This is a genomic window from Frateuria sp. GZRR33 (assembly GCF_051900425.1).
Taxonomy (GTDB): domain Bacteria; phylum Pseudomonadota; class Gammaproteobacteria; order Xanthomonadales; family Rhodanobacteraceae; genus Frateuria_A.
Window position 1 is genome coordinate 231,245 of the sequence record NZ_JBHZGK010000006.1, and the last position, 22,394, is coordinate 253,638.

General features: G+C 68.8%; 21 protein-coding genes. 10 read left to right on the plus strand and 11 right to left on the minus strand.

All coding sequences use genetic code 11. The features are described from left to right. Entirely contained in the window at nucleotides 1-1,164 is a 1,164-nt protein-coding gene (locus tag ACFWZU_RS10085) for a ScyD/ScyE family protein (RefSeq protein WP_439701376.1), read from the minus strand. Between the two features lie 845 nt (nucleotides 1,165-2,009). Between ACFWZU_RS10085 and ACFWZU_RS10090 the strand changes: the two genes are divergently transcribed. Then, nucleotides 2,010-2,453, plus strand: a complete 444-nt coding sequence (locus ACFWZU_RS10090; protein ID WP_439701377.1) for a BON domain-containing protein — start codon at nucleotides 2,010-2,012, stop codon at nucleotides 2,451-2,453. Nucleotides 2,454-2,463: 10 nt separating this feature from the next. Continuing rightward, nucleotides 2,464-3,033: a general stress protein gene (locus ACFWZU_RS10095; RefSeq protein ID WP_439701378.1), complete on the plus strand. Its 570-nt coding sequence runs from the start codon at nucleotides 2,464-2,466 to the stop codon at nucleotides 3,031-3,033. Here the strand turns inward: ACFWZU_RS10095 and ACFWZU_RS10100 are convergent. From ACFWZU_RS10100 to ACFWZU_RS10115, 4 genes are all read right to left on the minus strand, one after another. Beyond that, nucleotides 3,027-4,016 (minus strand): ATP-grasp fold amidoligase family protein, encoded by a 990-nt coding sequence (locus ACFWZU_RS10100; RefSeq protein ID WP_439701379.1) that lies wholly within the window; start codon nucleotides 4,014-4,016, stop codon nucleotides 3,027-3,029. The genes ACFWZU_RS10095 and ACFWZU_RS10100 overlap by 7 nt on opposite strands. Before the next feature lie 599 nt (nucleotides 4,017-4,615). Then, nucleotides 4,616-6,511 (minus strand): M61 family metallopeptidase, encoded by a 1,896-nt coding sequence (locus tag ACFWZU_RS10105; protein ID WP_439701436.1) that lies wholly within the window; start codon nucleotides 6,509-6,511, stop codon nucleotides 4,616-4,618. A 277-nt stretch (nucleotides 6,512-6,788) separates the two neighbouring features. After that, nucleotides 6,789-8,309, minus strand: a complete 1,521-nt coding sequence (locus ACFWZU_RS10110; RefSeq protein ID WP_439701380.1) for an XVIPCD domain-containing protein — start codon at nucleotides 8,307-8,309, stop codon at nucleotides 6,789-6,791. Nucleotides 8,310-8,348: 39 nt separating this feature from the next. After that, a complete protein-coding gene (locus tag ACFWZU_RS10115) occupies nucleotides 8,349-8,792 on the minus strand; it encodes a lysozyme inhibitor LprI family protein (protein WP_439701381.1) in 444 nt (147 codons plus the stop codon). Nucleotides 8,793-9,018: 226 nt separating this feature from the next. On the opposite strand from ACFWZU_RS10115, the gene ACFWZU_RS10120 reads away from it, so the two are divergent. Next, nucleotides 9,019-9,738, plus strand: coding sequence for a hypothetical protein (locus ACFWZU_RS10120; RefSeq protein ID WP_439701382.1), 720 nt, complete (start codon nucleotides 9,019-9,021; stop codon nucleotides 9,736-9,738). Between the two features lie 124 nt (nucleotides 9,739-9,862). On the opposite strand, the gene ACFWZU_RS10125 is transcribed toward ACFWZU_RS10120, so the two are convergent. Together ACFWZU_RS10125 and ACFWZU_RS10130 are read right to left on the minus strand one after the other, a co-directional pair. Beyond that, nucleotides 9,863-10,102, minus strand: a complete 240-nt coding sequence (locus tag ACFWZU_RS10125) for a hypothetical protein (protein WP_439701383.1) — start codon at nucleotides 10,100-10,102, stop codon at nucleotides 9,863-9,865. A gap of 277 nt (nucleotides 10,103-10,379) precedes the next feature. Then, complete coding sequence (locus ACFWZU_RS10130) at nucleotides 10,380-11,198, minus strand: class I SAM-dependent methyltransferase (protein WP_439701384.1); 819 nt, start codon at nucleotides 11,196-11,198, stop codon at nucleotides 10,380-10,382. A gap of 125 nt (nucleotides 11,199-11,323) precedes the next feature. Here ACFWZU_RS10130 and ACFWZU_RS10135 point away from each other — a divergent pair, with 125 nt between their 5' ends. Beyond that, nucleotides 11,324-11,911, plus strand: a complete 588-nt coding sequence (locus ACFWZU_RS10135) for a hypothetical protein (RefSeq protein ID WP_439701385.1) — start codon at nucleotides 11,324-11,326, stop codon at nucleotides 11,909-11,911. Between the two features lie 60 nt (nucleotides 11,912-11,971). Here the strand turns inward: ACFWZU_RS10135 and ACFWZU_RS10140 are convergent, their stop codons facing one another. The 4 genes from ACFWZU_RS10140 to ACFWZU_RS10155 all read right to left on the minus strand — a co-directional run bounded on the left by ACFWZU_RS10140 (nucleotide 11,972) and on the right by ACFWZU_RS10155 (nucleotide 16,922). Then, complete coding sequence (locus ACFWZU_RS10140; protein ID WP_439701386.1) at nucleotides 11,972-12,526, minus strand: YdeI/OmpD-associated family protein; 555 nt, start codon at nucleotides 12,524-12,526, stop codon at nucleotides 11,972-11,974. Nucleotides 12,527-12,593: 67 nt separating this feature from the next. Further along, nucleotides 12,594-13,151: a DUF3228 family protein gene (locus tag ACFWZU_RS10145; RefSeq protein WP_439701387.1), complete on the minus strand. Its 558-nt coding sequence runs from the start codon at nucleotides 13,149-13,151 to the stop codon at nucleotides 12,594-12,596. 70 nt (nucleotides 13,152-13,221) lie between these two features. Further along, the gene (locus ACFWZU_RS10150) at nucleotides 13,222-16,110 is read right to left on the minus strand and encodes a PAS domain S-box protein (RefSeq protein WP_439701388.1); all 2,889 of its coding nucleotides are present in this window, start codon (nucleotides 16,108-16,110) and stop codon (nucleotides 13,222-13,224) included. A gap of 170 nt (nucleotides 16,111-16,280) precedes the next feature. Further along, nucleotides 16,281-16,922, minus strand: a complete 642-nt coding sequence (locus ACFWZU_RS10155) for a glutathione S-transferase family protein (RefSeq protein ID WP_439701389.1) — start codon at nucleotides 16,920-16,922, stop codon at nucleotides 16,281-16,283. Nucleotides 16,923-17,088: 166 nt separating this feature from the next. On the opposite strand from ACFWZU_RS10155, the gene ACFWZU_RS10160 reads away from it, so the two are divergent. From ACFWZU_RS10160 to ACFWZU_RS10185, 6 genes are all read left to right on the plus strand, one after another. Continuing rightward, the gene (locus ACFWZU_RS10160; protein WP_439701390.1) at nucleotides 17,089-17,844 is read left to right on the plus strand and encodes a zinc-dependent peptidase; all 756 of its coding nucleotides are present in this window, start codon (nucleotides 17,089-17,091) and stop codon (nucleotides 17,842-17,844) included. Between the two features lie 117 nt (nucleotides 17,845-17,961). Then, nucleotides 17,962-19,002, plus strand: a complete 1,041-nt coding sequence (gene pyrC, locus ACFWZU_RS10165; protein ID WP_439701391.1) for a dihydroorotase — start codon at nucleotides 17,962-17,964, stop codon at nucleotides 19,000-19,002. 121 nt (nucleotides 19,003-19,123) lie between these two features. Beyond that, the gene (locus ACFWZU_RS10170) at nucleotides 19,124-19,672 is read left to right on the plus strand and encodes a BLUF domain-containing protein (protein ID WP_439701392.1); all 549 of its coding nucleotides are present in this window, start codon (nucleotides 19,124-19,126) and stop codon (nucleotides 19,670-19,672) included. A gap of 33 nt (nucleotides 19,673-19,705) precedes the next feature. Then, nucleotides 19,706-19,855 carry a DUF2256 domain-containing protein gene (locus ACFWZU_RS10175; protein WP_439701393.1) on the plus strand — a complete coding sequence of 50 codons (150 nt, stop codon included), beginning with the start codon at nucleotides 19,706-19,708 and terminating at the stop codon, nucleotides 19,853-19,855. Beyond that, complete coding sequence (locus ACFWZU_RS10180) at nucleotides 19,852-21,378, plus strand: cryptochrome/photolyase family protein (RefSeq protein ID WP_439701394.1); 1,527 nt, start codon at nucleotides 19,852-19,854, stop codon at nucleotides 21,376-21,378. The genes ACFWZU_RS10175 and ACFWZU_RS10180 overlap by 4 nt, the downstream gene beginning before the upstream one ends. 205 nt (nucleotides 21,379-21,583) lie before the next feature. Next, nucleotides 21,584-21,931, plus strand: a complete 348-nt coding sequence (locus ACFWZU_RS10185; RefSeq protein ID WP_439701395.1) for a BON domain-containing protein — start codon at nucleotides 21,584-21,586, stop codon at nucleotides 21,929-21,931. The last annotated feature ends 463 nt before the right edge of the window (nucleotides 21,932-22,394 follow it).

Below are 22,394 nucleotides of genomic sequence, written 5' to 3' on the forward strand. Positions count from 1 at the left end.
CTAGGGCGAGTGGCGCCAGCTGTCGAAGTCGATGCGCAGTACCTGCCCCATGCCCGGCGGCAAACCGAAGCCGGCGTTGGAGACGTAAAGCGCACCGTCCGGCCCGAACGTCATCGCCGAGGGCAACACCAGGCCCGTGACCACCGCGCGCCGTGCGCCGGACGGATCGATGCGCACCACCTTTCCGGTGCCTGGCGTGGGAGCCAGGTTCTCCTTGCCGGTGGTGTTCTCCAGCACGTACATGCATCCGTGGTGGAAAGCGATGCCCAGTACGGTCGTCAACCGGTCCGCGGCCGGCCACAGCTGCCCGTTGCGGGTCAGACGCAGCACCTTCTCGGAACCGGCCGCGATCGGGAAGGTGCCCAGGTTGCCGATGAAGAATCGGCCGTGATACGCCAGCGCCGTCGGCACGATATGGCCCTGGGTCGCCGACACGTCGACCACCCGCCGGACCTTGCCATCCAGGCTCACCTTCACCAGCTCGCCGTGGTTGGGTTCGAGCGCGTACAGGTGACCGTCCAGCGCCACCATGCTGTACCAGGTGCCGTCCGGCTCGAAATCCTCCTCTTCGGGGTTCTGCACCGGATGGTTCCGCTGGTAGCGGCTCAAGTTTGCGATCCAGTGGATCGAGCCGTCCGTGTCGACGCGCGCGATGCCGTTGTAGGTGCCCTTCAGGCCGTGCGAGCAGCCGGCCCCGGCGGTGATCGCGTAGAGGGTGTGGCCGATGAAGGCGACGTCCGCCACGCCGCTGACCAGCGCGCCGGTCTCGGCGGTGGTCTGGCTGGACGGGAACTTGTTGGTGATCGTGACGCGGTGCCCGTGGTGGTCGATCCGCGAGATGCGCCCGCCGGTATAGCTGCCGCTGTACGGCCCGACGGCCGGCACCTGCGTGCAGTCCATGGCGGTGGTCATGTGGCTGCCGCCGCGGCCGCCCTCGGCCACGTAGAGGTAGCCGTCGGGCCCGAACTTGAGACCGCGCGGGTTGTTGAGCCCGGCGGCATACACCGACACCTTCGCCGGGTAGCCGGTATGCGTCTGCACCAGGCTGGCGATGTCCCGGATGCCGGGTGGCGCGGTGGTACTCGCGGCGAGCGCCGGCGGAGCGGCGGCCAGGGAAAGGCCGAGCGCCAGTGCGCTGGCCAGCAGTCGATTGCGAGGAGTCATGGGAAGACCCTCCAGGGAGAGTGCGGCAGGATCGGGCGGTGCCGCGTGCGCCTCGCAGGCCGCGGGCCACCGGTGCCCGCGAGCCCTGCCGCCGGCCGTCGCCGGCGTTGCGCGAAGCCGATGCCGATGCCGCGCTCCCGGCCACGCACATGGGGAACTCCACGGTGGTGCGGACCCAAGGTGCCAGGCGCCCTGCGCCCGCCCCCTGTCGGCTCGGCTCGTCGTGTCGCCGCTCCCGCACCCGGGCGGCGATCCTACTGAGGAACGGTAAGCCGCGCGTGACATCCGCGTGGCAAGAGGTGAAGCCGTGCTCGACGTGGTCCGGCAGGCACGAAGACAACGAAGCGGCGCCACTGTGCTCCTCGTGCACGCGCGACAGGTATCGCGCGCCCTGCTCTGTCGTACGCCGCAGGGTCGCTGGTTGGCTCCCGTCGAAGACGGTGACCAGGACAGCGATCACGGCGCAGGCGTTCTCGGCATCATCCGATGGTCAGCTTTTCTTCATTCGTGACGCCGGGGCTGGCCACCGGAGGACACGGCAGGACCGAGATGACCGGCCGGATGCGCGGACCGGCGGCGACCACCCCTTTGCAGCGGAAATCGTTGCACCTCAAGACCCCGGGTGCCGCGGAACGGCCACCCACTCACCGCAACGCCTGTCCGCGTCGCGGAGCGGGACATATGGAAGACAGCCGTTTCCGCGCGGCTCCAGTGGTGGAGTCCGCTCACCCCGATGACACACCCAATTTACCGCCTGCTCCCTAGCGTGGGGTGCTTCCGGCCCAAGCCATGGCCGGGCTCAGAGTGCGGGCCGTCCCCGCATGGCGACCAACCAGGAGGAACGCATGAAACACGCATTGCCCAGGCCGCTGGCCGTGGGAGTGTTCGCAGCGCTCGCGGCAAGTACCGGCGCTTTCGCGCAACAGGCCACGCCCATGCAGTCGCCACCCGCGTCCAGCCAATCGACCGCCGGCGTGACCGGCGAGGATGCCGACAACACACGCCTCAACCGACGCGACCGCAACGACGCCTCGGTCACGCCCACGGACCAGTCCAACAGCTCCTCCGCGGTCGACCTGGTCGCCAGGATCCGCCAGGCCATCGTCGACGACAGCAACCTTTCGGTGAAGGCCCGCAACGTGAAGGTCGTGGCCAACAACGGGATGGTGACCCTGCGCGGGCCAGTGGCCAACGCACAGGAAAAGGCGCGCGTGGAGCAGGATGCCGCCAGCGTGCGCGGCGTGACCCACGTCGACAACCAGCTCGACATCGAAACCGACTCCGACTGAGGAAATCTCCATGTACGCATCCGTGTATTGCACCGTACCCAACCAGGACAAGGCCGAGGCCGTCGTCGACGATCTGAAGGACGCCGGCTTTTCCAGCAACGACATCTCCGTGCTGATGCAGGACCGCCGCGGCACGCGCGATTTCGCCACCGAGCACAACACCAAGGCACCCGAGGGCGCGACCACCGGCGGCGTGATCGGCATGGGCGCCGGCGCCGGCCTCGGCTGGCTGGTCGGCATCGGCACGCTGGCCATCCCGGGGCTGGGGCCTTTCATCGCCGCCGGCCCCATCATGGCCGCGCTTGGCGGCGCGGCAGTCGGCGGTGCGACCGGCGGCATCGTCGGCGCGTTGATCGGCATGGGCATTCCCGAGGTCGAGGCCAAGCATTACGACGAGCGCATCCGTGAGGGCAACGCGCTGATCACCGTGCATACCGAGGACATGGTCGAGCGCGACCGCGCCCGCGCGATCTTCGAGCGCCACGGTGCCACCGACATCGCCACCGGCACGGGTGCAGGACTGGGCTCCGCGGGTCGGGGCACCACCGGCGCCAACCTGCAGAACGGACCGCGCTACTGATCCGCTGAGTCGGCACTCCGGGCCGGGTGCCCTGCCCGGCCCTTTGCCTGCGCGCGGCCGGCGCTCCGCCGGGCGTGGTCGGGGGGCAGCTCGCAGGTGTCCGGCCAACCGAATTTGGCACCGAGCGCGGCATCCCAGTGCGGCGGCGACAGGGCGTACATGCCGGCGCCCGGCGTGACCGTGAGCTCGCCGACATAGACACGGCCTGCGTAGTAGTAGCAATCGACGCGAAGGAACCCGAAGGGAGCGGCGAGCTTCCGGGCGATGTCCATCATCTCGTCCAGCCCGTCCACCACCGGCAGCGGCTTGCCGCTGGACTTGAGGCCGCGGAAGCGGAACGGCGCGGGAGTGCGGTCGGCCAGGTAGAAGTCCTGGGTCATGGCCTCCTGGAAGCGGTCGTGCACGTACTGGATGAACACGAATGGCTCCTCCCCGCCTCCCGGGTTGAGCACGTTGAACTTGTAGTCGTCGGGGGGCTCGCCCGCGGGGCCAAGCAGCGCCTGCTCGAAGAGAATCCGCGGCCTGATCGTCCGGTAGTGCTTTTCCCGCTGCCTCACCGAGAAGTCGGACTTCATCCAGCCGTTGGCGAGGTCGGCGAGCGCGTCGAGGTCTTCGACGTCCTTGTCGAGCACGATCCGCGTCTGCCCGGCGCTGTGGTTGGCCTTCATGACGAAGGTTCGGGGCAAGGCGGCGAACGTCTCCCGCATGACCTTGTCGCACGTGAGATAGACGGGGACCAGGTACTGCTCGCCCACCACGCCGGCGATATAGCTGCGGACCGCCACCTTGTCGGCCAGCTGCGAAAACACCGGCAGCGGATGGCGCATCCGGTAGAAGATCTTTTCCGAGTAGCGTTCCGGTTGCGCAAGACTCCCCACCCGGCCATAGATCTGCAAATACCGGTAGGGGTAGTAGACCGGGTCGGGCATGCGTTTGACGATGGCCCTTCTTATTTTTTTTATGCGAGCGACGAGGCTTGCCATCCAGGGTTTTCCTGTAGGTACCGGCGCGGAACCCAGGGAGCGGGCCGACCGCCGGGAAACACCGTTGCCGTCCAGAAAGTCGACGGCCCAAGGCCGTGAAGCCTGTTTCACCCGCCGTGAAGAGTCCGGCAAGCCGCGCATGGATCAGGCGTTCCTACGTACACACTGTGCGCTGGCACGCAGAATCCGAAGGGACGTCAGTCACCGCCACCCATGCGCGGCTGCCGCCCGGGTTCTCCGGCGTAGCAGCCCAGTACTCGCGTCGCAAGGCGGCAAGCTGCCAGCGCCGGCCCTTTGGCGCAGCCGGCTGGATGCGGAAGGCGCACACGTGCGTCGGCACCAGCGCCAGTCCGCACAACGGCCCGTGCACGGTATCCAGCTTCGGCCGATACATCTGACCCTGTTCGGCACGGAAGGTTTCGTGGCCGCCAGTGCCCTCGTAGTCGTTGGAAGTTACCGCAGCCGTCTACGAGAGGCGGATCGGACCTCGACCGCCTTGCGGCGGTGTAAGGAATGGCCAGGGATGCACGCCCGCCGCGCCCACGAGCGCGTGGGTGAGCGCACGCTCCGCCTTCGCCCTTGGCAACCGTTTGCGGGGGTTATCGGGTGCGCGGCGCGATGATCTCGCTCAGGTAATCCGGCGTGCCTTCGACGCGCACCAGGTGCGGGTACTGCAGGCCACCGTGGTAATCGACCGGCACGGTGCGGTAACCGCCCTGGAACTTCAGCAGCAACTCGATGGGGGCCTTGCCCTGTTTCGCCGCGGCGATCGCGCCCTTGAGCACGTCGGTCGAATAGTCCTTGCCGTTCACGGCGACGAGCGTGGCGCCGGTGCTGACGCCCGCCTGGAAGGCCGGGCCATCCCAGCGCACGTCGTTGACCTGGCCATGGTCGTCCAGCGTCAACCCGATCGACCAGGTGAAGTTGTATAGGTGCCGGGGCGACTGCGGACGGCTGTTGTACTGCTGCTCGTAGTCGCTGGGCTGGTCGGTGTAGACCAGCTTCCAGCCGGTGCCTTGCAGGCCGTCGAGCAGCGGCGGGTCGAGCGTATCGACGTGCGCGTGCAGGAAGCGCGCCCAGTCGTACGGGGCGACGCGGTTCAAGGCCGCGGCCACGTCGTCGAAGGTGTAGGTCCGGGTCACGAAACTGCCGTTGTCGACGCCGAAGAACGCACGCGCGAAATCGTCCAGCGACTTGCGGTCGTGCGTCAGCGCACGCAGCTTGGCGTCGACCTCCAGCCACATCATCTGCCCGGCGCTGTAGTACTCCTCGCTCATCTGCCAGCTGCGATACGGCAGGCCGGTGCGATGCGCGGCGGTCGGGTCGTTGGTGGTGTCCTCCAGGGTGCGCCAGTGGAAGCCTTCACGATTGCGGTCGTAGTTGGCCGCGGTCATGGCCAGCGCGTCGCGGAACTGCTCGGGGGTCCACAGGCCGGCGCGCGCGGTAAGCACGAAACCCCAATACTGGGTCTGCCCCTCGTAGACCCATAGCAGCGAGTCGCCCATCGGCACGTTGAAGCTGGGCGTCCACAGGTCCGCCGGCCGGCGGAACTTGCCATTCCAGGAATGGGTGTACTCGTGCGCGAGCAGGTCGCGTCCCGGCGCGGCCTCCTTCCACGCGGTGAAGTAGTCGGCCTCCAGTCCGTTCTCGCTGGACTGGTGATGTTCCAGCCCATTGCCGCCGAGCTGGTCGGACAGCGAGAACAGGAAGTCGTAATGGTCGTAGTGGTGCGAGCCGAACAGCGTCGTCGCCTCCGCCACCAGCGCGCGATGCGCCTGCAGCTGCCCGGGCGTCATCTCCAGGTACTTGGGCGCATCCGCGACGACATCCAGGTGCACCGGCGCGCCACCCTTCGGCGTGAGGTCGACGCGCTTGAAATACTGGCCCGCATAGATCGGCGAATCGACCAGCGTGTTGAACGGCACCGGCTTGAACGTGGTGGTGTCGCCCGTGGACGACAGCTTCGCCTGGCCGATCGGTTCCAGTGCGCTGCCGAGCTGCCAGCCGTGCGGCAGTGTCACGCTGGGCGCGAAGGTGATGTCGCGCGAAAAGTACCCCGCCGGGTACAGCGCCACCTTGTTCCACTCCAGGTCCAGCATGCGATCTGTCATCTCGTAGCCGCCGTCGCGGCTGGAGAGGTACTGGAAGTCCGCATCGATGCTCGAGACGCCGGCAGGCACGTCCACATGGAACGCGTACACGTCGTATTCGTCCCGGGTCCACTTGAGCGGCTTGCCGCCCGCACTGAGCTTCAGGCCGGCAAGCATGGCGACCGGCCCGCTCGGCGAATGGTCACCGGGGATCCACTCCGGGTAGAGCAGCGTCAGCGCGCCGGCCCGCACCGGCAGGGTTTCGCGGACACGGAAAATGCCCTGCCGCGTGTCGCTCGAATCCACGTGGATCGCCACGGTGCCCGGATAGGGCGTGTCCTGCGGCGGCGGCACGTGGGCACCGGACGATGCCTGGGCGCTGGCCACGCCGGCCGCGAGGGCCATTGTCACGGCGAGGGCGAGGCGCCACGGCCTGCGGCATGCGATGACCGGTGAACCAGCGATTGCGACACGGGACATGGCAAACCTCCGGCAGACGTGTGGACAGCCTGGGAACTTAGCAGCAAACGGAGCCGCAAGTTCCTGCTGGCCAAGGGCGCGACGGCTTGCGTGCCAGCGGATTTGCCTGCGGGCGTGTCGCCAGCCAGAGGTCGCGAAAAGGCGCACGGGCGCTCAAGCGCATCCGCCGGCAGGTCGGGCAAATCGCCCCGGGACAGCGCCTCTACCGGATTTCCTGCAGCGCCGGCTGGGTGAGCGTCTGCTGGTGCGACATCACCCGCGGCTCCGCGAGCGACGGTGGCGAAACCGCCTCGAAGTCGCGGCTGCTTTGCGCCAGCGGCGTTGCAACGGCTCGGAGGATGTCCACGGCAGCGAAGTGCCTGAACGGCGAATCGAGATCCCCCTGCACGGCAAACGCCCGCGTCGCATTCTCGCCCAGCACCACGTGGTCGATGCGGACAAGCCCCTGCGCCTGCGCCGCCGCAGCCAGCGAACCGGCGAGGTTGTTCGAGAGTTCGTCGGGCGTGCGACCGCACTTTGCGTCTATCAGGTGGACCTTTCCCAGCGCCTGGCAGAACAGCGGATGCCCGGGGTGGCTGCGATCGGCCAGGCTCGCGGCTTGCTGCTGGATGGCGTCGCCCAGCGTTTCGAGCGTCTTCGGGCCGGCCAGGCCGTCGTCCTTCAAGCCATGCGCGCGCTGGAACGCCTGGACGGCTTCGCGCGTGCTCGGGCCGAAGGCCCCATCGGACTGCAACGCATGGCCATGCGCATCAGTGATGCCCAACGTGGCAAGGCGGGCCTGGAGAGACACGACCTGCTCCCCATGGGAGCCCTGGCGGAGGACGTGGATCGACTCCCCTCGGCCTATGGCACTCAAAGCCTCCTGCAAATCCGTGTCACGGGCGAAGTCCGCAGGATTGAAGTCTGCGCTCCCCACCTTGGCTTGGGCGCGGTCAAGCGCGCCGGCCCTTTCGGGATCGCTGTAAGCATGGAGGTAGCGGCCGGCCGATACGACGGCGGCGACACCCGCGTATCCACGGTGGTGGCTCGCTATTTCCCTGGCCTTGGCCAGGAGTTCCTCGTAACCGCCGCCGCCCGAAAGGACCTCTCGGAACTCGATCATTTCCGAGGGTCTTTGGTTTGCCGTCTTCGTGAGGAGCGCCAAGGTTTCGAACCGACGGGCTTCGGGAATGTTCCTGCCGACGTCATCCAGCATAACCAGCGCCTGCTGGGCGGCATGACGAACCTGCGGATAGTCGATGTTTCTGTGGATCCATGGCTGTCCCTCGTCGGACCCAGCCCATGCGTTGAAACTGTCACGCGTTCCGGGAGCAATGAAACTCAGCGCACTGTGGCGCCCCTTTCCGTTGCCATGGGTCAAGAGCTGGTCACGAAGCTCCTTGGTGTCCGCAGGAAACTCCAGGTTATGCGCTTTGGCGTACTTGGCTGCCTGTGCGATGAGGGCGTCCACAAAGGTGGACTGGCCAGGTTCAAGCGGCGCGTCTTCCGTTGCACCCAGCGGCCATGTTCCACGCTGCCCCAGGTCCACCTGGATTGCCCCGAGGGAGTAACCGCTGTTGGCGATGACGTTTTCCGCTTTCCCCCAACCCCGGTCGCCTCCTTGCCGCGTGACGCCCGCGATGGACAGCCGATACGAATGGGGGCCGCCTTCGGTAGCGCGACCGACAACAAAATACATGGCGCCCGCGATTGCATCGATGTCGTGCGTATCAGGTCCCTGCATACCGTCATTCCTTTAACGGGTCGGTCAAAAACGCATGTACTAGAGGCCTCTGGCGACCGCCAGGTACTCAGCCAACTGGTCGGCTCGGCGCGTGATCGCAAAAAGCTCGTTTTGCGCCAACTGAAGGTTATCGATGATCTCGTGACCGTAAAGCGCTTCCTCGAACGGCCCCGTGGTGTCCTGCAGCTTGATCCAGGCGCGCTCTGCTTCGACCAGATCCTTCTTCTGGTTTCGATCCAGCGTGCGCAACAAAGCCTGATAGGTCGCGTTAAGCCGTCTGTCCTGACGCTCGCGCTCCTGCGACGTGCAATAGGCTTCATCGATCTCGTTGAAGTTCGCCTTGTCGACGCACGCGTAGAACGCCCCGGAAATACCTTTCGGTGCGTCGCGCCGCACCGGATCACTCGGGCGCTCGGCTGCTGTCGCCGCGCAGGTGCAGGCAAGGAGAGCGAAAGCGATGACGGTCGTCCTGATGCGGTCCATGGCAGCTCCTGGGCTTGGGTACGAAAGCCAAGCTTGCCGCGCACAGGAACGCCTGTCTGTCGGCCGATGACTACGCCTTGCGGCCGGTAGGGCGACCGGCTGCGAGGCGCTTCCCACTTCCGCTCGCTTTCCGCGTCACGCGCACGTGCGCCGCGCGTGGCTTCCGGCACTGCGACGGCGTCGCGCAGCCCGCTACCTTGGCGCTCCCGAACTGCGGAAGCGTGCGATGCGTTGGTGGATGCTCCTTGAGGCCTGGTTGGCGCTGCCGATGGCGGCGATGGCGCAGGCCGCGCCGGCGACGGTGGTCGTGCTCGACACGCTGCACCAGATGCATGCCGAGGTGCCGGTCTACGACAACACGGCGCTCGGCCGCGCCATCGAGCGGCTCAGGCCGGACGTGTTGTGCGTCGAACTTCAGCCGGACGATCTCACCGCGCGGCCGGCGGAGCAGACCAAACAGGAATACCCCGCCGTCATCTACCCGCTCATCGATCGCCGCCATGTCCGCGTCTACGCGATGGAACCGGCCGAGCCGCTATACGACACGCTGCTTGCGCCCTATCGGGCCAACACCGTGGCGTTCAACCGCCAGGAGCCGGAACAGGCCAAGGCCTTCGGCCAATACGTCGATGGACTGTACGCCGTGCTCAAGGCACGCTGGACGTCACCCGCCGCCGTCAACGACGAGGTCACCGACGCCGCGCTGCGCGCCAAGCACGCCCTGCAGGAAGCGTTGATGGGTCCGGCCGAGCGCGCCGGCTGGGAGGCGTGGAACGGGCATTTCCTGGAGGTCATCCAGCGTGCGGCACGGGAAAACCCCGGCCGCCGGATCGTCGTTCTGGTGGGTGCCGAACACGGTTACTGGCTGCGCGGGCATTTGCTGCACGCGCCGGGCGTGGTTCTGCTCGATACCCCCAAGGCGCTCGAAGGCCCTGGCGCGGACTGATCGAGGTGCCCGTCCCAACGGCTCATGACACGGCCGATGAAGGGGAGATCTTGGGGGCAGCGCGCAGCGGATGTGGGCGAGACCGTAGCCGCACGCCAGCGGCTGGCGCGCGGGGCCCTTGCCGCTAGCCGCAGTGGCCGCAGCAGGTGCTTCCACCGCTGATGTGCACCGCCTTGTCCAGCGGCGTCGCCACGCAACCGATGTCCTGCAGCGCGTCCAGGATCTGCGCGCTGCTGGCGCTGGCCACCACCTCCAGGCGACCGCGGGCGGCATCCAGGATGACCCTGGCATGAGGATCCAGCGCGCGGATGGCGGCGGTCAGCGGGGCCGCATCCGGGTGGGCGGTGGACAGTTCGAATTGCATCGTGGACTCCGGTTAAGGTCCCGGCTGCTGCCGGGTCCCGCGCATGGTCGGGACACGCGCGCTTCGCCGCCTTGATCCGGATCAACCGCGCGACACCTGGAACGCGGAGACCCGGTCGGCACGGAGGCGGGCGCACCCTGGCGGGCAGCGCGGCACGGGCCCCGCTGCTCCGCGCGCCCCGGATCCGAATGAGGGACCGCGCGGCACGCCACGACGGCGCCTGTGTGCACTGTGCTGCGGCTGGCTCGAACGTGACAACGGTCCACGCAAGCACGCGTCAACGCGCGATACGGACCACAAGCGCCTGGATCCTCCCGGTCACCGGCCCGGTGCCGAACCGCGCGGTCATGGCGGCGGTGGCCGCGTCGGTGGCTTCTTCCAGCCGCTTCGCGTCGCGGGCGACGATCTCGTTGCGCAGCGGCGTGCCCTGGCAATAGGCCAGGGCCACGATGGTCGGTGTTTCGCCCAGGCTCTGGGCGGTGAGGGTCTCGATCGCGGGCGTTCCGGCGAAGCCGGCCTCAGCCAGGTCACGAGCAATCGCCGACGCGGAGAAATACCCGTGTGGCAGGCGCTGCAGGAAACGCGGCGGGTCGTCCGGGAAAACGCCGGCAACGGCCTCCTGGATGACCCATGCGAAATCGTTGGTCTCGATGCGGTCCCACACGTTGAACAACAGCGTGCCACCGGGCCGCAGCACACGCCTCGCCTCGGCGAAGGCATGCGCCCGGTCGGGAAAGAACATCGCCCCGAACTGGCAGACCACCGCATCGAACGCGGCATCGCCGAAGGGCAACGTCATCGCATCGGCCTGGCGCCAGGCCACGGGCCTGGACGTGCCCTGCTTCCGCGCCACCGCCAGCATGGTCTCGTTCAGATCGGTGGCGACCAGTTGAACCTCCGGCGCCAGGCGCAGGGCCAGCTCGCGCGTCACCACGCCGGTACCCGCCGCCAGCTCCAGCACGCTGGCCACCGGCAGCGATGCCAGCCGGCCGGCGAGGTCCACGGCGTAGGGCGCGAAGATCATGGGTACCAGAAGGCGCTGGTACAGCGTGGCGATGTCCTCGCCGAAGCGCCTGTCGTTCCCGGGCGTCTGCATCGCGTGCGCTCCTGCGGTCACCGGATGCACGAAGCCTACGCCGTTCCGGGACGGGTGACCTAGGCCATCCGCCTGGCCCCGACTACGACTTCAGGCACACGACCCGAAGCGGGCGGTGGGCGACGATGCCATCCTCGCCGCACGCCATCCGCAAGCACCGCACTCACTGGAAGGAACCAGCCATGGGAACAGAACAGGCCATCGCCGACGACGCCATGAAGGCGATGTTCGGGGACGACATCGCCAAGATCCAGACCTCGCCGCTTGGCCAGACGCCCAGGGGCAAGGAGATCGTCAAAGTGCTCAGGAAACTCAACGACGCCGGCAGGATCGCCTACGGCGGGACCCTCGAAGGCGGCAGGGCGGACTGGGACGGGTCCTACATCAGGATCAACAGTGACTTCATAGGGAAGATCATCCAGACCACCGGCGAACTGGTCCACGAAGCCGTGCACGTCCTGGCCCGCCAGAAGCTGCCCGCGCATCGCAAACAGACGCCCGCGGAAATCCAGAAAGAGGAAAAAGAGGCCGAGCGGGCACAGGCGGAAATGTACCTCTGGCTGATGACCACCCAGTTCAAAGGGGCGGCCGAGGATCCCGAAATGGAACGGCGCCTGCGCAACTTCGGCCTGGTAAAGCCCGCCGCCCCCAGCCACAAGCCCAGGCCCACCACGCACAAGCCCAAGGTCATCTGGGTCAACCCCGCCCGGTAGTGGGGGCCCCGGGGGCGCGGCAGCATCGCCCCCGCGGGCGGCGGCGACCGGACGCCCGGCCTATGGCTCGTCTGCCGGCTCCGGCGCCGCGAACGCCTTGCTGTAGTAGCCGGAGGGGTCGAAGCAGCACACCCGTCGCTTGCCCGACGCCAGCATGTCGCAGGCGTCGGCGACGCGCTTGGTGCGGGTGGCGGACTGCTTGGCCGACGTCAGCCAGTGGATCCAGTCCACGCGCGCCAGGGTGGTGGTGCCCTCCCAGGTCGCGCGCGCCCCGGGCGCGTCGTCGAGTGCCTTGCGCAGGTCCGGCGGAAGCTTCGGTTCGGGCTCCCTGGCGACCGGCGCGACCTCCAGCACCACGGTGTCGCCGGCCCTTGCGCCGGCCGCCTTGCACAATGCCGCATCCACCTTGAACCAGTGGCTCAGCCGGCCATCGGGCTCCAGCGTGGCCTGGAACGGCTGGCCGTTGAGCGTGCCCTCGGCCGTCGTCCTGCCCCGTCGCGGGAATTGCGCGCTGGCTTCCTCGGGAAGCACCACGAATGCCCAGGATGCATGGCGCGGCTGCGCCGGGCGCTGCAGCCTCGCCTCGAATCGGTAAGCGCTTTTCTTGCTGGCCATGCCGGTGGGTCCTCGGGGGAATCCAGAGGGTAACTGGCCCGGGCGGCGGGCAGGTAGCTGCCCTCGACTACCCGCGCCAGTTGGCGTGCGTGCGCCAGAACTCCACGCTGCGGCGATACGCTTCGCGCTCCAGCGGCACGCCGGAGCCGCCCTCTTCCACGCCCAGCGCATTGCGCATCATGGTGATCGGTGCCATCGGCGTTTCTTCCGGTTCGGCGGTGTACATGCAGCCGACCACGCCCCAGTCGGCCTGGATGAAGGAACCCTCCTTCGCCAGTTGCTCGCGGCTGTAGAGGATCGGGATGAGATAGCCGGCCACCGGCGGCTCCAGCCCTTCGAACCAGCGCACCAGCACCGGCAGTTCGTCGCGGGTGCGCGCCTCGTAGTCCGAGCGCAGCAGGTGCCGGTTGGCGTCGGTGATCGGCACGGCCAGGCATCGCGTGGACGTCCAGTTGCGATGCACGTGCAGTTTGCAGAACGGCGCATAGCCGTCGAGCACCTTCAGCGGCGGCACCGTGTTGAGATGGTGCTCGAACTGCCCGGGCGTGCAGTCCTGGATGGTGTTGCGGCGCGGGTCGCGCGGGAACAGCCGGGGGATGGCGAAGTCGGTCAGTACGATGGACATGCGGCGGGCCATGGCTCGGGAAGCGCGGATTATCGCGTGCCGCGCAGCGCCATGCGCCGGCGCCCCGCGATCACCCGCGGCCGTCCAGCATCGCCCGCACCTTCCGCGCCAGCTCGTCGATGGTGAACGGCTTGCCGAGCAGTTCCACGTCCGGATCGAGTACGCCCTGGTGGACGACCGCGTCGCGCGTGTAGCCGGTGGTGAACAGGATCGGCAGATCCGGGCGGCGATGGTGCACTTCGTCGGCGAGTCTGCGGCCGTTGACCTCCGGCATGACGATGTCGGTGAACAGCAGGGCGACGTCCGGATGCCGGTCGAGCAACCGCAGGGCGGCGGGCGCACCGTCGGCCTGCAACACCCGGTAGCCGAGCTCCTCCAGCGCATCAACGCTGAACTGGCGCACCGACGGCTCGTCCTCCACCACCAGGATCAGTTCCTGCAGTCCGCCGGGCGCGATGGCCGCATCGCCCTCGGCGGCCCCGCCGGCGGCCTCCTCCTCGCGCAACCGCGGCAAGTAGATCCTGACCGTGGTGCCGTGGCCCGGCTCCGAATACAACTTCACGTGGCCGCCGGACTGCCGCACGAAGCCATAGACCTGACTCAGTCCCAGCCCGGTGCCCTTGCCGACCTCCTTGGTGGTGAAAAACGGATCGAACGCGCGCGCCAGCACGTCCGCGGGCATGCCGCTGCCGTTGTCGGTCACGGCGATCAGGACGTAGTCGCCCGCGCGCGTACCGTTGGCAGCGGCATAGCGCCGGTCGAGCTGCACGTTGCCCGTCTCGATCGTGAGGCAGCCGCCTTCCGGCATGGCGTCGCGCGCGTTCACCGCCAGGTTGAGCAACACGTTCTCAAGCTGGTTGGCGTCCACGCGCGTGCGCCACAGGCCATCGGCCAGCGTGGCATGCAGGCGGATGCCCGCACCGATCGAATGGCGCAGCAACTCGGACATTTCGCCGACCAGCCGGTTGAGGTCGATCGGCTGCGGGTTCAGCGCCTGCTGGCGCGAGAAGGCGAGCAGGCGCCTGGTCAGCAGCGCGGCGCGGTCGGCCGCGTCGGTCGCGCTTTCGATCTGGCGCAGCGCGCGCGGGTTGTCACCCACGCGCCGCTTGAGCAGATCGAGCGAGCCCATCACCACCGCCAGCATGTTGTTGAAGTCGTGCGCGATGCCGCCGGTGAGCTGGCCGACCGCCTCCATCTTCTGGCTCTGGCGCAGCGCCTCTTCGGCCGCCGCGAGCGCCTGCGCCTGTTCCTTCTGCTGCGTGACGTCGCGCCCGCTGGCGTAGAGCACGCCCTGGTCGGCGGACTTGACCCAGGACAGCCAGCGATAACTGCCGTCCTTGTGCAGGCAGCGCACTTCTTCCGGGGGAAACTTGCCGGCCGAGGCCATCGACATCGCTTCGAGATGGATGGCCACGTCATCCGGGTGCACGAACGCCTCGGCGCTGTGGCCGATCAGCTCCTCCGGCCGGTAGCCGAGGATGTCGGACGCCTCGTTGGCGGCCAGGATGATCCCGGTGGCGTCCATGACCAGTTGCAGGTCGCGCGACATGGCCCAGGCGCGGTCGCGCTCGCGGGTACGCGCCTCCACGCGCGCCTCGAGTGTTTCGTTGAGTTCGCGCAGGCGCTCCTGCGCCATGCGGCGTTCCTCCACCTCGCGCTGCGCGGTGGCCAGCAATCGCGCGTTGTCGATGGCGATCGCGGCATGCGCCGCCACGCCGGCCATCAGGGGTTCGTGGCGGGCCTTGAAACGCGCCGCCTCCGGATGACCGAACACCAGGATGCCCAGCGGTTCGCCTGAGCGTGAGGTGACGGGCACGGCGAGCACGCTGCGGATGGTCGCCGTTGTCGCCGCATCGGCGCGCGGCAGGCGCGGGTCGCTTGTGATGTCCCCGGAACGGAACATCTGGTTGTGTTCGATCACCGGACCGAACAGGCGGTGCACGCCCGACCTGGAGGTGCCGGGCTCGACTCCGGCCAGCGCGCACAGCCGGGTGCCGCCGGCGGCTTCGTCGAGCGTCTCGGAGAAGAATGCGCCCACGCTGGCGCGGGTCAGTTCGACGCCGGCGTCCGTGGCCAGTTGGGCGACCTGCGTCAGGTCCAGCTCGGCGGCCATCTCGGCGGCCGTGCGGTTGAGGATTTCGAGCGTCCGGGTGCGGCGGCGCAGCGCGCGCTCGGCCCGCTTGCGCTCGGTGACGTCGACCATGGCGCCGATCATGCGGACGGCGCGACCGTCGGCATCGCGTGCCACCAGGCCGCGATCGCACACCTTGGCGTAGCTGCCGTCGGCACGACGGAAGCGGTACTCGTCGGACCAGTGGGTGCCACCGTCGCGTATCGCACGCCGCAGCCCGCTATCGATGCGCTCGCGATCGTCGGGATGAATGTGTGCGATGAACCAGTCGTAGGTGGCCTCCCTCAACCCATGGCCGTAAGCGCCGTGCAACTGCTCGTTCCACAGCGTGCGATCGGTCTGCAGGTCCCAATCCCAGATCGCGTCCTCGGTGGCTTCGACCGCAAGGCGGAAGCGCAGCTCCGCGTCTGCCAGGGCCCGCTCGGCCTGCACCCGGGCCGTGTCGTCGTGGAAGGTGAGTACGGCGCCGGTCATCGTGCCGTCGGCATCGAATAGCGGCTGTGCCGCGCCACCGGCGATGCGCTGCGTACCGTCGCGGCGGATGCTCCAGCGCGCTTCGGCCACCGTTTCCCCACGCACCGCGCGCGCCAGGGGCAGCTCGAAGGTCGGGTACGGCTGGCCGTCCTCGGTCAACACGTGGAAGACGCGGCTGTAGTCCTCCGGCAGCACGCCCAGTCGGGACGCATCGAGGAATTCCGCGGCCGCTTCGTTGATGAAAGTGATCCGCCCCTCGCGGTCGGCCAACACCACGCCTTCCCGCAACTGGCCCAGTACCGTGGCCTGTTCAGCGGGCAACTGGCCCCCCAGGAATGGGGTGAGGTTTCGCATGGGCTGGACACCCTCGGGCACCGCCGGGGCATGCGGGCAGGGATCCATCCCGCATCGGCGCGGATGTTGCTTCCCTTACGCCGATGGACGTGACGGAGGCAGGAAGGGAATGTCGCCGGACACACCATGCGTGCCCATGGCCGGCCGTGGTGCGTCCGCCGCGCACCGCTTCAGGGCCGGGCGGCGACCGCCGCCTGGGCGGCGTAAGCCCGCCGGTAGGCCGGTCGCGCTTCGCCGCGGGCGACGTACGCGGCCAGGCCGGGAAATTCGTCGAGCAGGCCCGAGGGCCGCAGCCGCAGCAGGACCGACACCATCATCAGGTCGCCCGCGCTGAACGCGCCTTCCAGCCATGCGCCGTCACCCAGGCGGGCGGCGAGCTGGCGCAGCCGGGTGCGGATGCGATCGGCGATCAGCGGCAGCCGTTCCTGCATCCACGGCTTGTTGCCCTCGATGAACCGGGCGACGACCAGCTCGAGGATCGGCGGCTCGATCGTGTTGATCGCAGCGAACATCCAGCCGATCGCCCGCGCGCGCGCGTCGGCATCCGCAGGCAGCAGGCCGGCATGCCGTTCGGCGATGTGCAGGACGATCGCGCCGCTCTCGAACAGCGCGAGCGCGCCCTCCTCGTAAGTCGGGATCTGGCCGAAGGGATGGACGGCCAGGTGCGCCGGTTCCTTCATCGCCTGGAACGAAACCAGGCGGACCTCGTAGGGCTGCCCCACTTCTTCGAGCGCCCAGCGGACCCGCGTATCGCGCGCCAGTCCCTTCCCGCCGTCGGGCGAGCGCTCGAAAGCACTGATGGTGATGGTCATCTCACACTCCTCATGGCAACTGCAGACGAAAGGCTCGGGGGCAAAGACTGCCACCTCCACGACGATCCGGGCCGCTGCGGATCGACATGGTTCGGCTTGGCCTTCTTGAGAAAGCGCATACCGCCCCGATCCATGGAACGCCACGACTTCCTCCCGCAGGGGGGCCATGCTCGACAGGATCAGGACCTGGCGCGCGCGACGCATCGTCGCCCGGCGCCCGATTGCCGAGCCGCTCTGGCAGGACGCGCTGCGCCGCTGCGCCCCGGCCCGCCGGCTGGGCGCTTCGGACCAGGCCGCGTTGCGCGTGCTGGCCACGTTGTTTCTGGAACGCAAGTCGCTGGAGCCGGCCCAGGGGCTGGAGCTCGACGATGCCGACCGGGTGTTGCTGGCGGCCTACGCCTGCCTGCCGATCCTGAAGCTCGGTCTGGACTGGTACGAGGGTTGGCACAGCATCATCGTCTACCCGGATGCCTTCATTCCCCGGCGCACCCACACCGACGAGGCCGGAGTGGTCCACGAAACCCGCAGCATCATGGCCGGCGAGGCATGGGGTCGCGGGCCGGTGATCCTGTCGTGGGCGGACGTGCTCGAAGCCGGCAGGCAGCCGGGCCACAACGTGGTCATCCACGAGATGGCGCACAAGCTGGACATGCTCAACGGGGAAGCCAACGGCTTCCCGCCATTGCACCGGCGCATGGACCGGCGCACATGGACGCGGGTGTTCTCGCGGGCGTGGGAACGCCTGCGCGCCGACCGCCGCCACGGGCTGCCCCTGCCGATCGACCCCTACGGCCTGGAAAACCCGGCCGAGTTCTTCGCGGTGGTGAGCGAACACTTCTTCGAGGATCCGGCAAGCCTGCGGGAACACCTGCCGGAGGTGTACGGGCAACTCGAACAGTTCTACCGACAGCATCCCTACTGAGCGGCCGACGCCGTGTGCGGCAGACGGGAACGTCGTCGACCGCCGGGCCCGCCCGCAACCGGTCCTGGCGGCGCCCGCCATCGCCTCCCTGAAGCGCAATCCCGCTAGACTTTGCCGATGAGCACCACCGACCTCACCCTTGTCCGCCCCGACGATTGGCACCTGCACCTGCGCGACGGCGCCATGCTGGCCGCCGTGCTGCCGCATACCGCGCGCTGCTTTGCACGCGCCATCGTGATGCCCAACCTCAAGCCGCCGGTGACCACGGTGGCGCTCGCCCGCGCCTACCGCGAGCGCATCCTGGCCGCCTTGCCCGCGGGGGCGCAGTTCGAGCCGTTGATGACGCTCTACCTGACCGAGGCCACCACGCCGGACGACATCGCCCAAGCGAGCGCCAGCGGTTTCGTCCACGCGGTCAAGTACTACCCGGCCGGTGCGACCACCAACGCGGCCAGCGGCGTCACCGACCTGCGCCGCTGCTACCCGGTGTTCGAGGCGATGCAGAAACACGGCCTGCCCCTGCTGATGCACGGCGAAGTCACCGACCCGGCGGTCGACGTGTTCGACCGCGAGCCGGTCTTCGTCGAGCGCCACCTCACCACCCTGCTGCGCGATTTCCCGGCGCTGCGCATGGTGCTCGAACACATCACCACCAGCGAGGCGGCGCAGTTCGTGCGCGAGGCGCCCGCGCACGTCGGCGCCACCATCACGCCGCAGCACCTGTTGATGAACCGCAACGCGATCTTTGCCGGCGGCCTGCGCCCGCACAGTTACTGCCTGCCCGTGCTCAAGCGCGAAAGCCATCGCCAGGCGCTGGTTGCGGTGGCCACCAGCGGCGACCCGAGCTTCTTCCTGGGCACCGACAGCGCGCCGCACCCGCGCCACGCCAAGGAGAGCAGTTGCGGCTGCGCCGGCATCTACTCCGCGCACGCGGCCATCGAGCTGTACGCCGAAGCCTTCGAGGACGCCGGCGCGCTGGACAGGCTGGAAGCCTTCGCCAGCTTCCACGGTCCCGACTTTTACGGGCTGCCCCGCAACACCTCGACCATCACACTGCGCCGGGAGCCGTGGGTGGTGCCGGAGGAGATGGATTTTGGCGGCACGCCGGGCGTGCCCATGCGCGCGGGCGAGGCGATCCGCTGGCGTTTGCTGGCTTAGGCCCGCCCGCAAGCCGCGCCCCCAGCGCCACGCAAGCGGCCGGGGCGAACGGAGCGTTGCTGCATCCATTGTCTCAGGGGCCGCGTAAGACCACGACTGTCGCATCTCGTGGAAAGCCGCCATGCGGGACCTGGTCCAGATCGTCTACGTCAGCCGCTCGACCTTCACGCCCATGCCCCCGGAGCGCGGGATCGAACCGAGCGTGGCGCGCATCCTGGCGCAGTCCAGGATCAACAACGCCAGGCGAGGGCTGGTCGGCGCGCTGTACTTCGGCGACGGCTGTTTCTTCCAGTGCCTGGAAGGGCCCGTGGCGGCGGTGGATGGCCTGTGTGCCGCGCTGTTGCGCGACCCGCGCCACACCGACCTGAGGGTGCTGAGCCGGCGGGCCATCGAGCGCACGAGCTTCAGCGCGTGGTCGATGAAATACGTGCCGCTGGATGCCCCGATGCAGTCACTACTGCGGCAATTGGGCCTGGCACGGTTCGATCCCTACCGTTTCGACGAGGCCGCGGTCGCGCGGGTGCTGGACATGCTTCGCAATGCGGGCGGGTTGGCCGATTCCGGCCAACCCGCGGCGCCCCGATGGACGGCCCGTCGTGCCGTCTGGGCCGCGGGCCTGCTGGCGGTCGCGCTGGTGGCGGTCGCTGCGGCGTGGATGCGGCGGGCCTGAGGCGGCGACGCTCCGTACGCGTTCCGACCGAGCATGCACCGCAAGGCCCACCTGCCCTCGAGAACCTGCCTCGTCTGCGGGCGCCCGTTTGCATGGCGCAGGAAGTGGGCACGCGTGTGGGACCAGGTGCGTTACTGCAGCGAGCGTTGCCGCAGGCGGCGCACGGGCGGGCCGGTCGCATGACGTGCCTGCGGCTGATCCTGGGCGACCAGTTGAACGCCCGGCATCCCTGGTTCCGCCACGTGGACGAGGGCGTGGTCTACGTGCTGATGGAAGTGCGCAGCGAGACCGACTACGTGCGCCACCACGCGCAGAAGGTGCTGGGCATCTTCGCGGCCATGCGCCGCTTCGCCGGGGCGCTGGCCGCCGCCGGCCACCGGGTGGACTACGTGCGCATCGGCGACCCGCGCAACGAGCAGAGTCTGGGCGCGAACCTGTCCTGGTTGATCGGGCACTGGCAGGCGTCGCGGCTGGAGCGGATGGAGGCGGACGAATGGCGGGTCGAGCAGGCCCTTGGCGAGGCCTTCGACGCCAGTGGCCTGCCTCATGCGGTGGTCAGCGCCGGGCATTTCCTGCTCGAGCGCGACGAGGCGGCAAAGCGTTTCGCCGGCAAGGTGCCGCGCATGGAGTTCTTCTACCGCGAGCTGCGCCGGCGCCACGGGATCCTGCTCGAGCCCGACGGCGAGCCGCGGGGTGGCCGCTGGAACTTCGACGTGGAGAACCGCGCGAACTGGCCGGGCGACCCTCCGGCACCGGCGTGGCCGTGGCGCCGCCACGACCTGCGCGGGCTGTGGGAGGAGATCCAGGCGGCGGGCGTGCAAACCTTCGGCGACCCCTCCGCCGAAGCCTTCGGCTGGCCACTGACCCGACGCGAGGCACGCGCGTGGCTGGCCGATTTCGTGGCGCGGCGGCTGGCCCATTTCGGGCGCTACCAGGACGCCATCAGCGCCCATTCGCCCACGCTGTTCCACGCCGGCCTCTCGTTCGCGCTCAACATCAAGATGCTGCACCCGCGCGAGGTGATCGACGCGGCGCTGGCTGCCTTCGAGCGGGGCGATGCGTCACTCGCGGCGACCGAGGGCTTTGTCCGGCAGATCCTCGGCTGGCGCGAATACGTGCGCGGCATCTATTGGGCCCGCATGCCCGGCTACGCGCGGCTGAACACGCTCGACGCCCGGCGCCCGCTGCCTTCGTGGTACTGGGACGCGGACACCCGCATGGCCTGCCTGCGCGCGGCAATCGGGCAGTCGCTGGCGACGGGGTACGCGCACCATATCCAGCGGCTGATGCTGACCGGCAACTTCGCGCTGCTCGCCGGATGCGATCCGGACGCGGTAGACGCCTGGTACCTGGGCATCTACGTCGACGCGTTCGAATGGGTGGAGCTGCCCAACACGCGCGGCATGAGCCAGTTCGCCGACGGCGGCATCGTCGGCAGCAAGCCGTACAGCGGCTCGGCCGCCTACGTGAACCGGCAGTCGGATCATTGCCGCGGCTGCCACTACCGGCACAGCCGCCGCCACGGCGAGCGCGCCTGCCCGTTCAACAGCCTGTACTGGCATTTCCACGCACGCCATCGTGGGCAGCTCGGGCGCAACCCGCGGCTGGCGATGGCCTACCGCAGCTGGGACCGCATGGACGCCGCCGAGCGCGCGGCAACCCTGGCACAGGCCGAGTACTACCTGGCACGGCTGGACGCGCTGTAGGGACAACCGATAGCCCCGTCGCGGCAGCCGCCCAGGGGCCTCGCCAGACCGTGCCTGGCGCACTGCTACCGCCGGCACGGACAAGCCGCGCGGCCACACACGCGCGCGGTCTGCTCACCCGCGCTTGCCAGCGAGTTCACCCCTCGCCTGCCAACGTGGCGTCGAGCCCGCTCTGCGGGTCTTTCACCCAGCCAAGGAGACGACCATGAAAGCCGATTCCCTTTCCCGTATGCCGCGATCCGCCCTGCTGGGCCTGGCACTGGCGGTGGGAGCCGCCACGATGGCGGCCGGCTGCGCCAGTGTCGACCAGGGCGTGGCGGGCTCGACCGAGCCGGTGAGCGACACCTGGATCACCACCAAGGTCAAGACCGACATCGCTACCCTGAAGGACGTCGACGCCACCGACATCAGCGTCGAAACCAACAATGGCGTGGTGACCCTGAGCGGCAGCGTCGATTCGGCCGAGAAGCGCGACCGCGTCGTGACCGCGGTGCGCAACGTCGAGGGCGTCAAGGACGTCGACACCTCGCGGCTGAACATCACCGGCCAGTAAACAGGCCGCTTCGTACCACGCCTGCAAGCACCTGGCTTCGCGCGCCGCTGTGCGGCGCGCGAGCCACCTTGCGGTGGGTTGCCCACCTCCGCACAACGGCGGCTCGCACACTGCGGCCGGTCGCCATACGCGTTCGGCTACCGGGAACGCGTCGGCGCAGTCATTCGGCGCACCCGCGGCGTACGGCGACAGGTTCCGCCCCGGCATCCGGGCCAGGGCGGCAACATGCCCGGTCCGAGCGGCGGGGCACGGGCCACATGAAGGTCGCCGGGCAGAGGCGGCACGCTGGCGCTGCGGCGGCCCGATCCATGGACGGGGCGTGCGGCCCTGGCCCAGGGCCCTGCGCAGCGGACCGGCCGTTGCCCTCCGGCGCCGAACCGCCTCACGTCCGCTTCCCGCGCACTGCACGCTGCGGCACCTAGGCTCGCGCGACAACCTGATCCACGTGCACCGGCCGCGCGAC

Bases quoted from the DNA above. Each gene is read 5' to 3' on its own strand.
- ACFWZU_RS10085 (WP_439701376.1), bottom strand. From the start codon at position 1,164: ATGACTCCTCGCAATCGACTGCTGGCCAGCGCACTGGCGCTCGGCCTT.
- ACFWZU_RS10090 (WP_439701377.1), top strand. From the start codon at position 2,010: ATGAAACACGCATTGCCCAGGCCGCTGGCCGTGGGAGTGTTCGCAGCG.
- ACFWZU_RS10095 (WP_439701378.1), top strand. From the start codon at position 2,464: ATGTACGCATCCGTGTATTGCACCGTACCCAACCAGGACAAGGCCGAG.
- ACFWZU_RS10100 (WP_439701379.1), bottom strand. From the start codon at position 4,016: ATGGCAAGCCTCGTCGCTCGCATAAAAAAAATAAGAAGGGCCATCGTC.
- ACFWZU_RS10105 (WP_439701436.1), bottom strand. From the start codon at position 6,511: ATGGCCCTCGCGGCCGGCGTGGCCAGCGCCCAGGCATCGTCCGGTGCC.
- ACFWZU_RS10110 (WP_439701380.1), bottom strand. From the start codon at position 8,309: ATGCAGGGACCTGATACGCACGACATCGATGCAATCGCGGGCGCCATG.
- ACFWZU_RS10115 (WP_439701381.1), bottom strand. From the start codon at position 8,792: ATGGACCGCATCAGGACGACCGTCATCGCTTTCGCTCTCCTTGCCTGC.
- ACFWZU_RS10120 (WP_439701382.1), top strand. From the start codon at position 9,019: ATGCGTTGGTGGATGCTCCTTGAGGCCTGGTTGGCGCTGCCGATGGCG.
- ACFWZU_RS10125 (WP_439701383.1), bottom strand. From the start codon at position 10,102: ATGCAATTCGAACTGTCCACCGCCCACCCGGATGCGGCCCCGCTGACC.
- ACFWZU_RS10130 (WP_439701384.1), bottom strand. From the start codon at position 11,198: ATGCAGACGCCCGGGAACGACAGGCGCTTCGGCGAGGACATCGCCACG.
- ACFWZU_RS10135 (WP_439701385.1), top strand. From the start codon at position 11,324: ATGCCATCCTCGCCGCACGCCATCCGCAAGCACCGCACTCACTGGAAG.
- ACFWZU_RS10140 (WP_439701386.1), bottom strand. From the start codon at position 12,526: ATGGCCAGCAAGAAAAGCGCTTACCGATTCGAGGCGAGGCTGCAGCGC.
- ACFWZU_RS10145 (WP_439701387.1), bottom strand. From the start codon at position 13,151: ATGTCCATCGTACTGACCGACTTCGCCATCCCCCGGCTGTTCCCGCGC.
- ACFWZU_RS10150 (WP_439701388.1), bottom strand. From the start codon at position 16,110: ATGCGAAACCTCACCCCATTCCTGGGGGGCCAGTTGCCCGCTGAACAG.
- ACFWZU_RS10155 (WP_439701389.1), bottom strand. From the start codon at position 16,922: ATGACCATCACCATCAGTGCTTTCGAGCGCTCGCCCGACGGCGGGAAG.
- ACFWZU_RS10160 (WP_439701390.1), top strand. From the start codon at position 17,089: ATGCTCGACAGGATCAGGACCTGGCGCGCGCGACGCATCGTCGCCCGG.
- pyrC (WP_439701391.1), top strand. From the start codon at position 17,962: ATGAGCACCACCGACCTCACCCTTGTCCGCCCCGACGATTGGCACCTG.
- ACFWZU_RS10170 (WP_439701392.1), top strand. From the start codon at position 19,124: ATGCGGGACCTGGTCCAGATCGTCTACGTCAGCCGCTCGACCTTCACG.
- ACFWZU_RS10175 (WP_439701393.1), top strand. From the start codon at position 19,706: ATGCACCGCAAGGCCCACCTGCCCTCGAGAACCTGCCTCGTCTGCGGG.
- ACFWZU_RS10180 (WP_439701394.1), top strand. From the start codon at position 19,852: ATGACGTGCCTGCGGCTGATCCTGGGCGACCAGTTGAACGCCCGGCAT.
- ACFWZU_RS10185 (WP_439701395.1), top strand. From the start codon at position 21,584: ATGAAAGCCGATTCCCTTTCCCGTATGCCGCGATCCGCCCTGCTGGGC.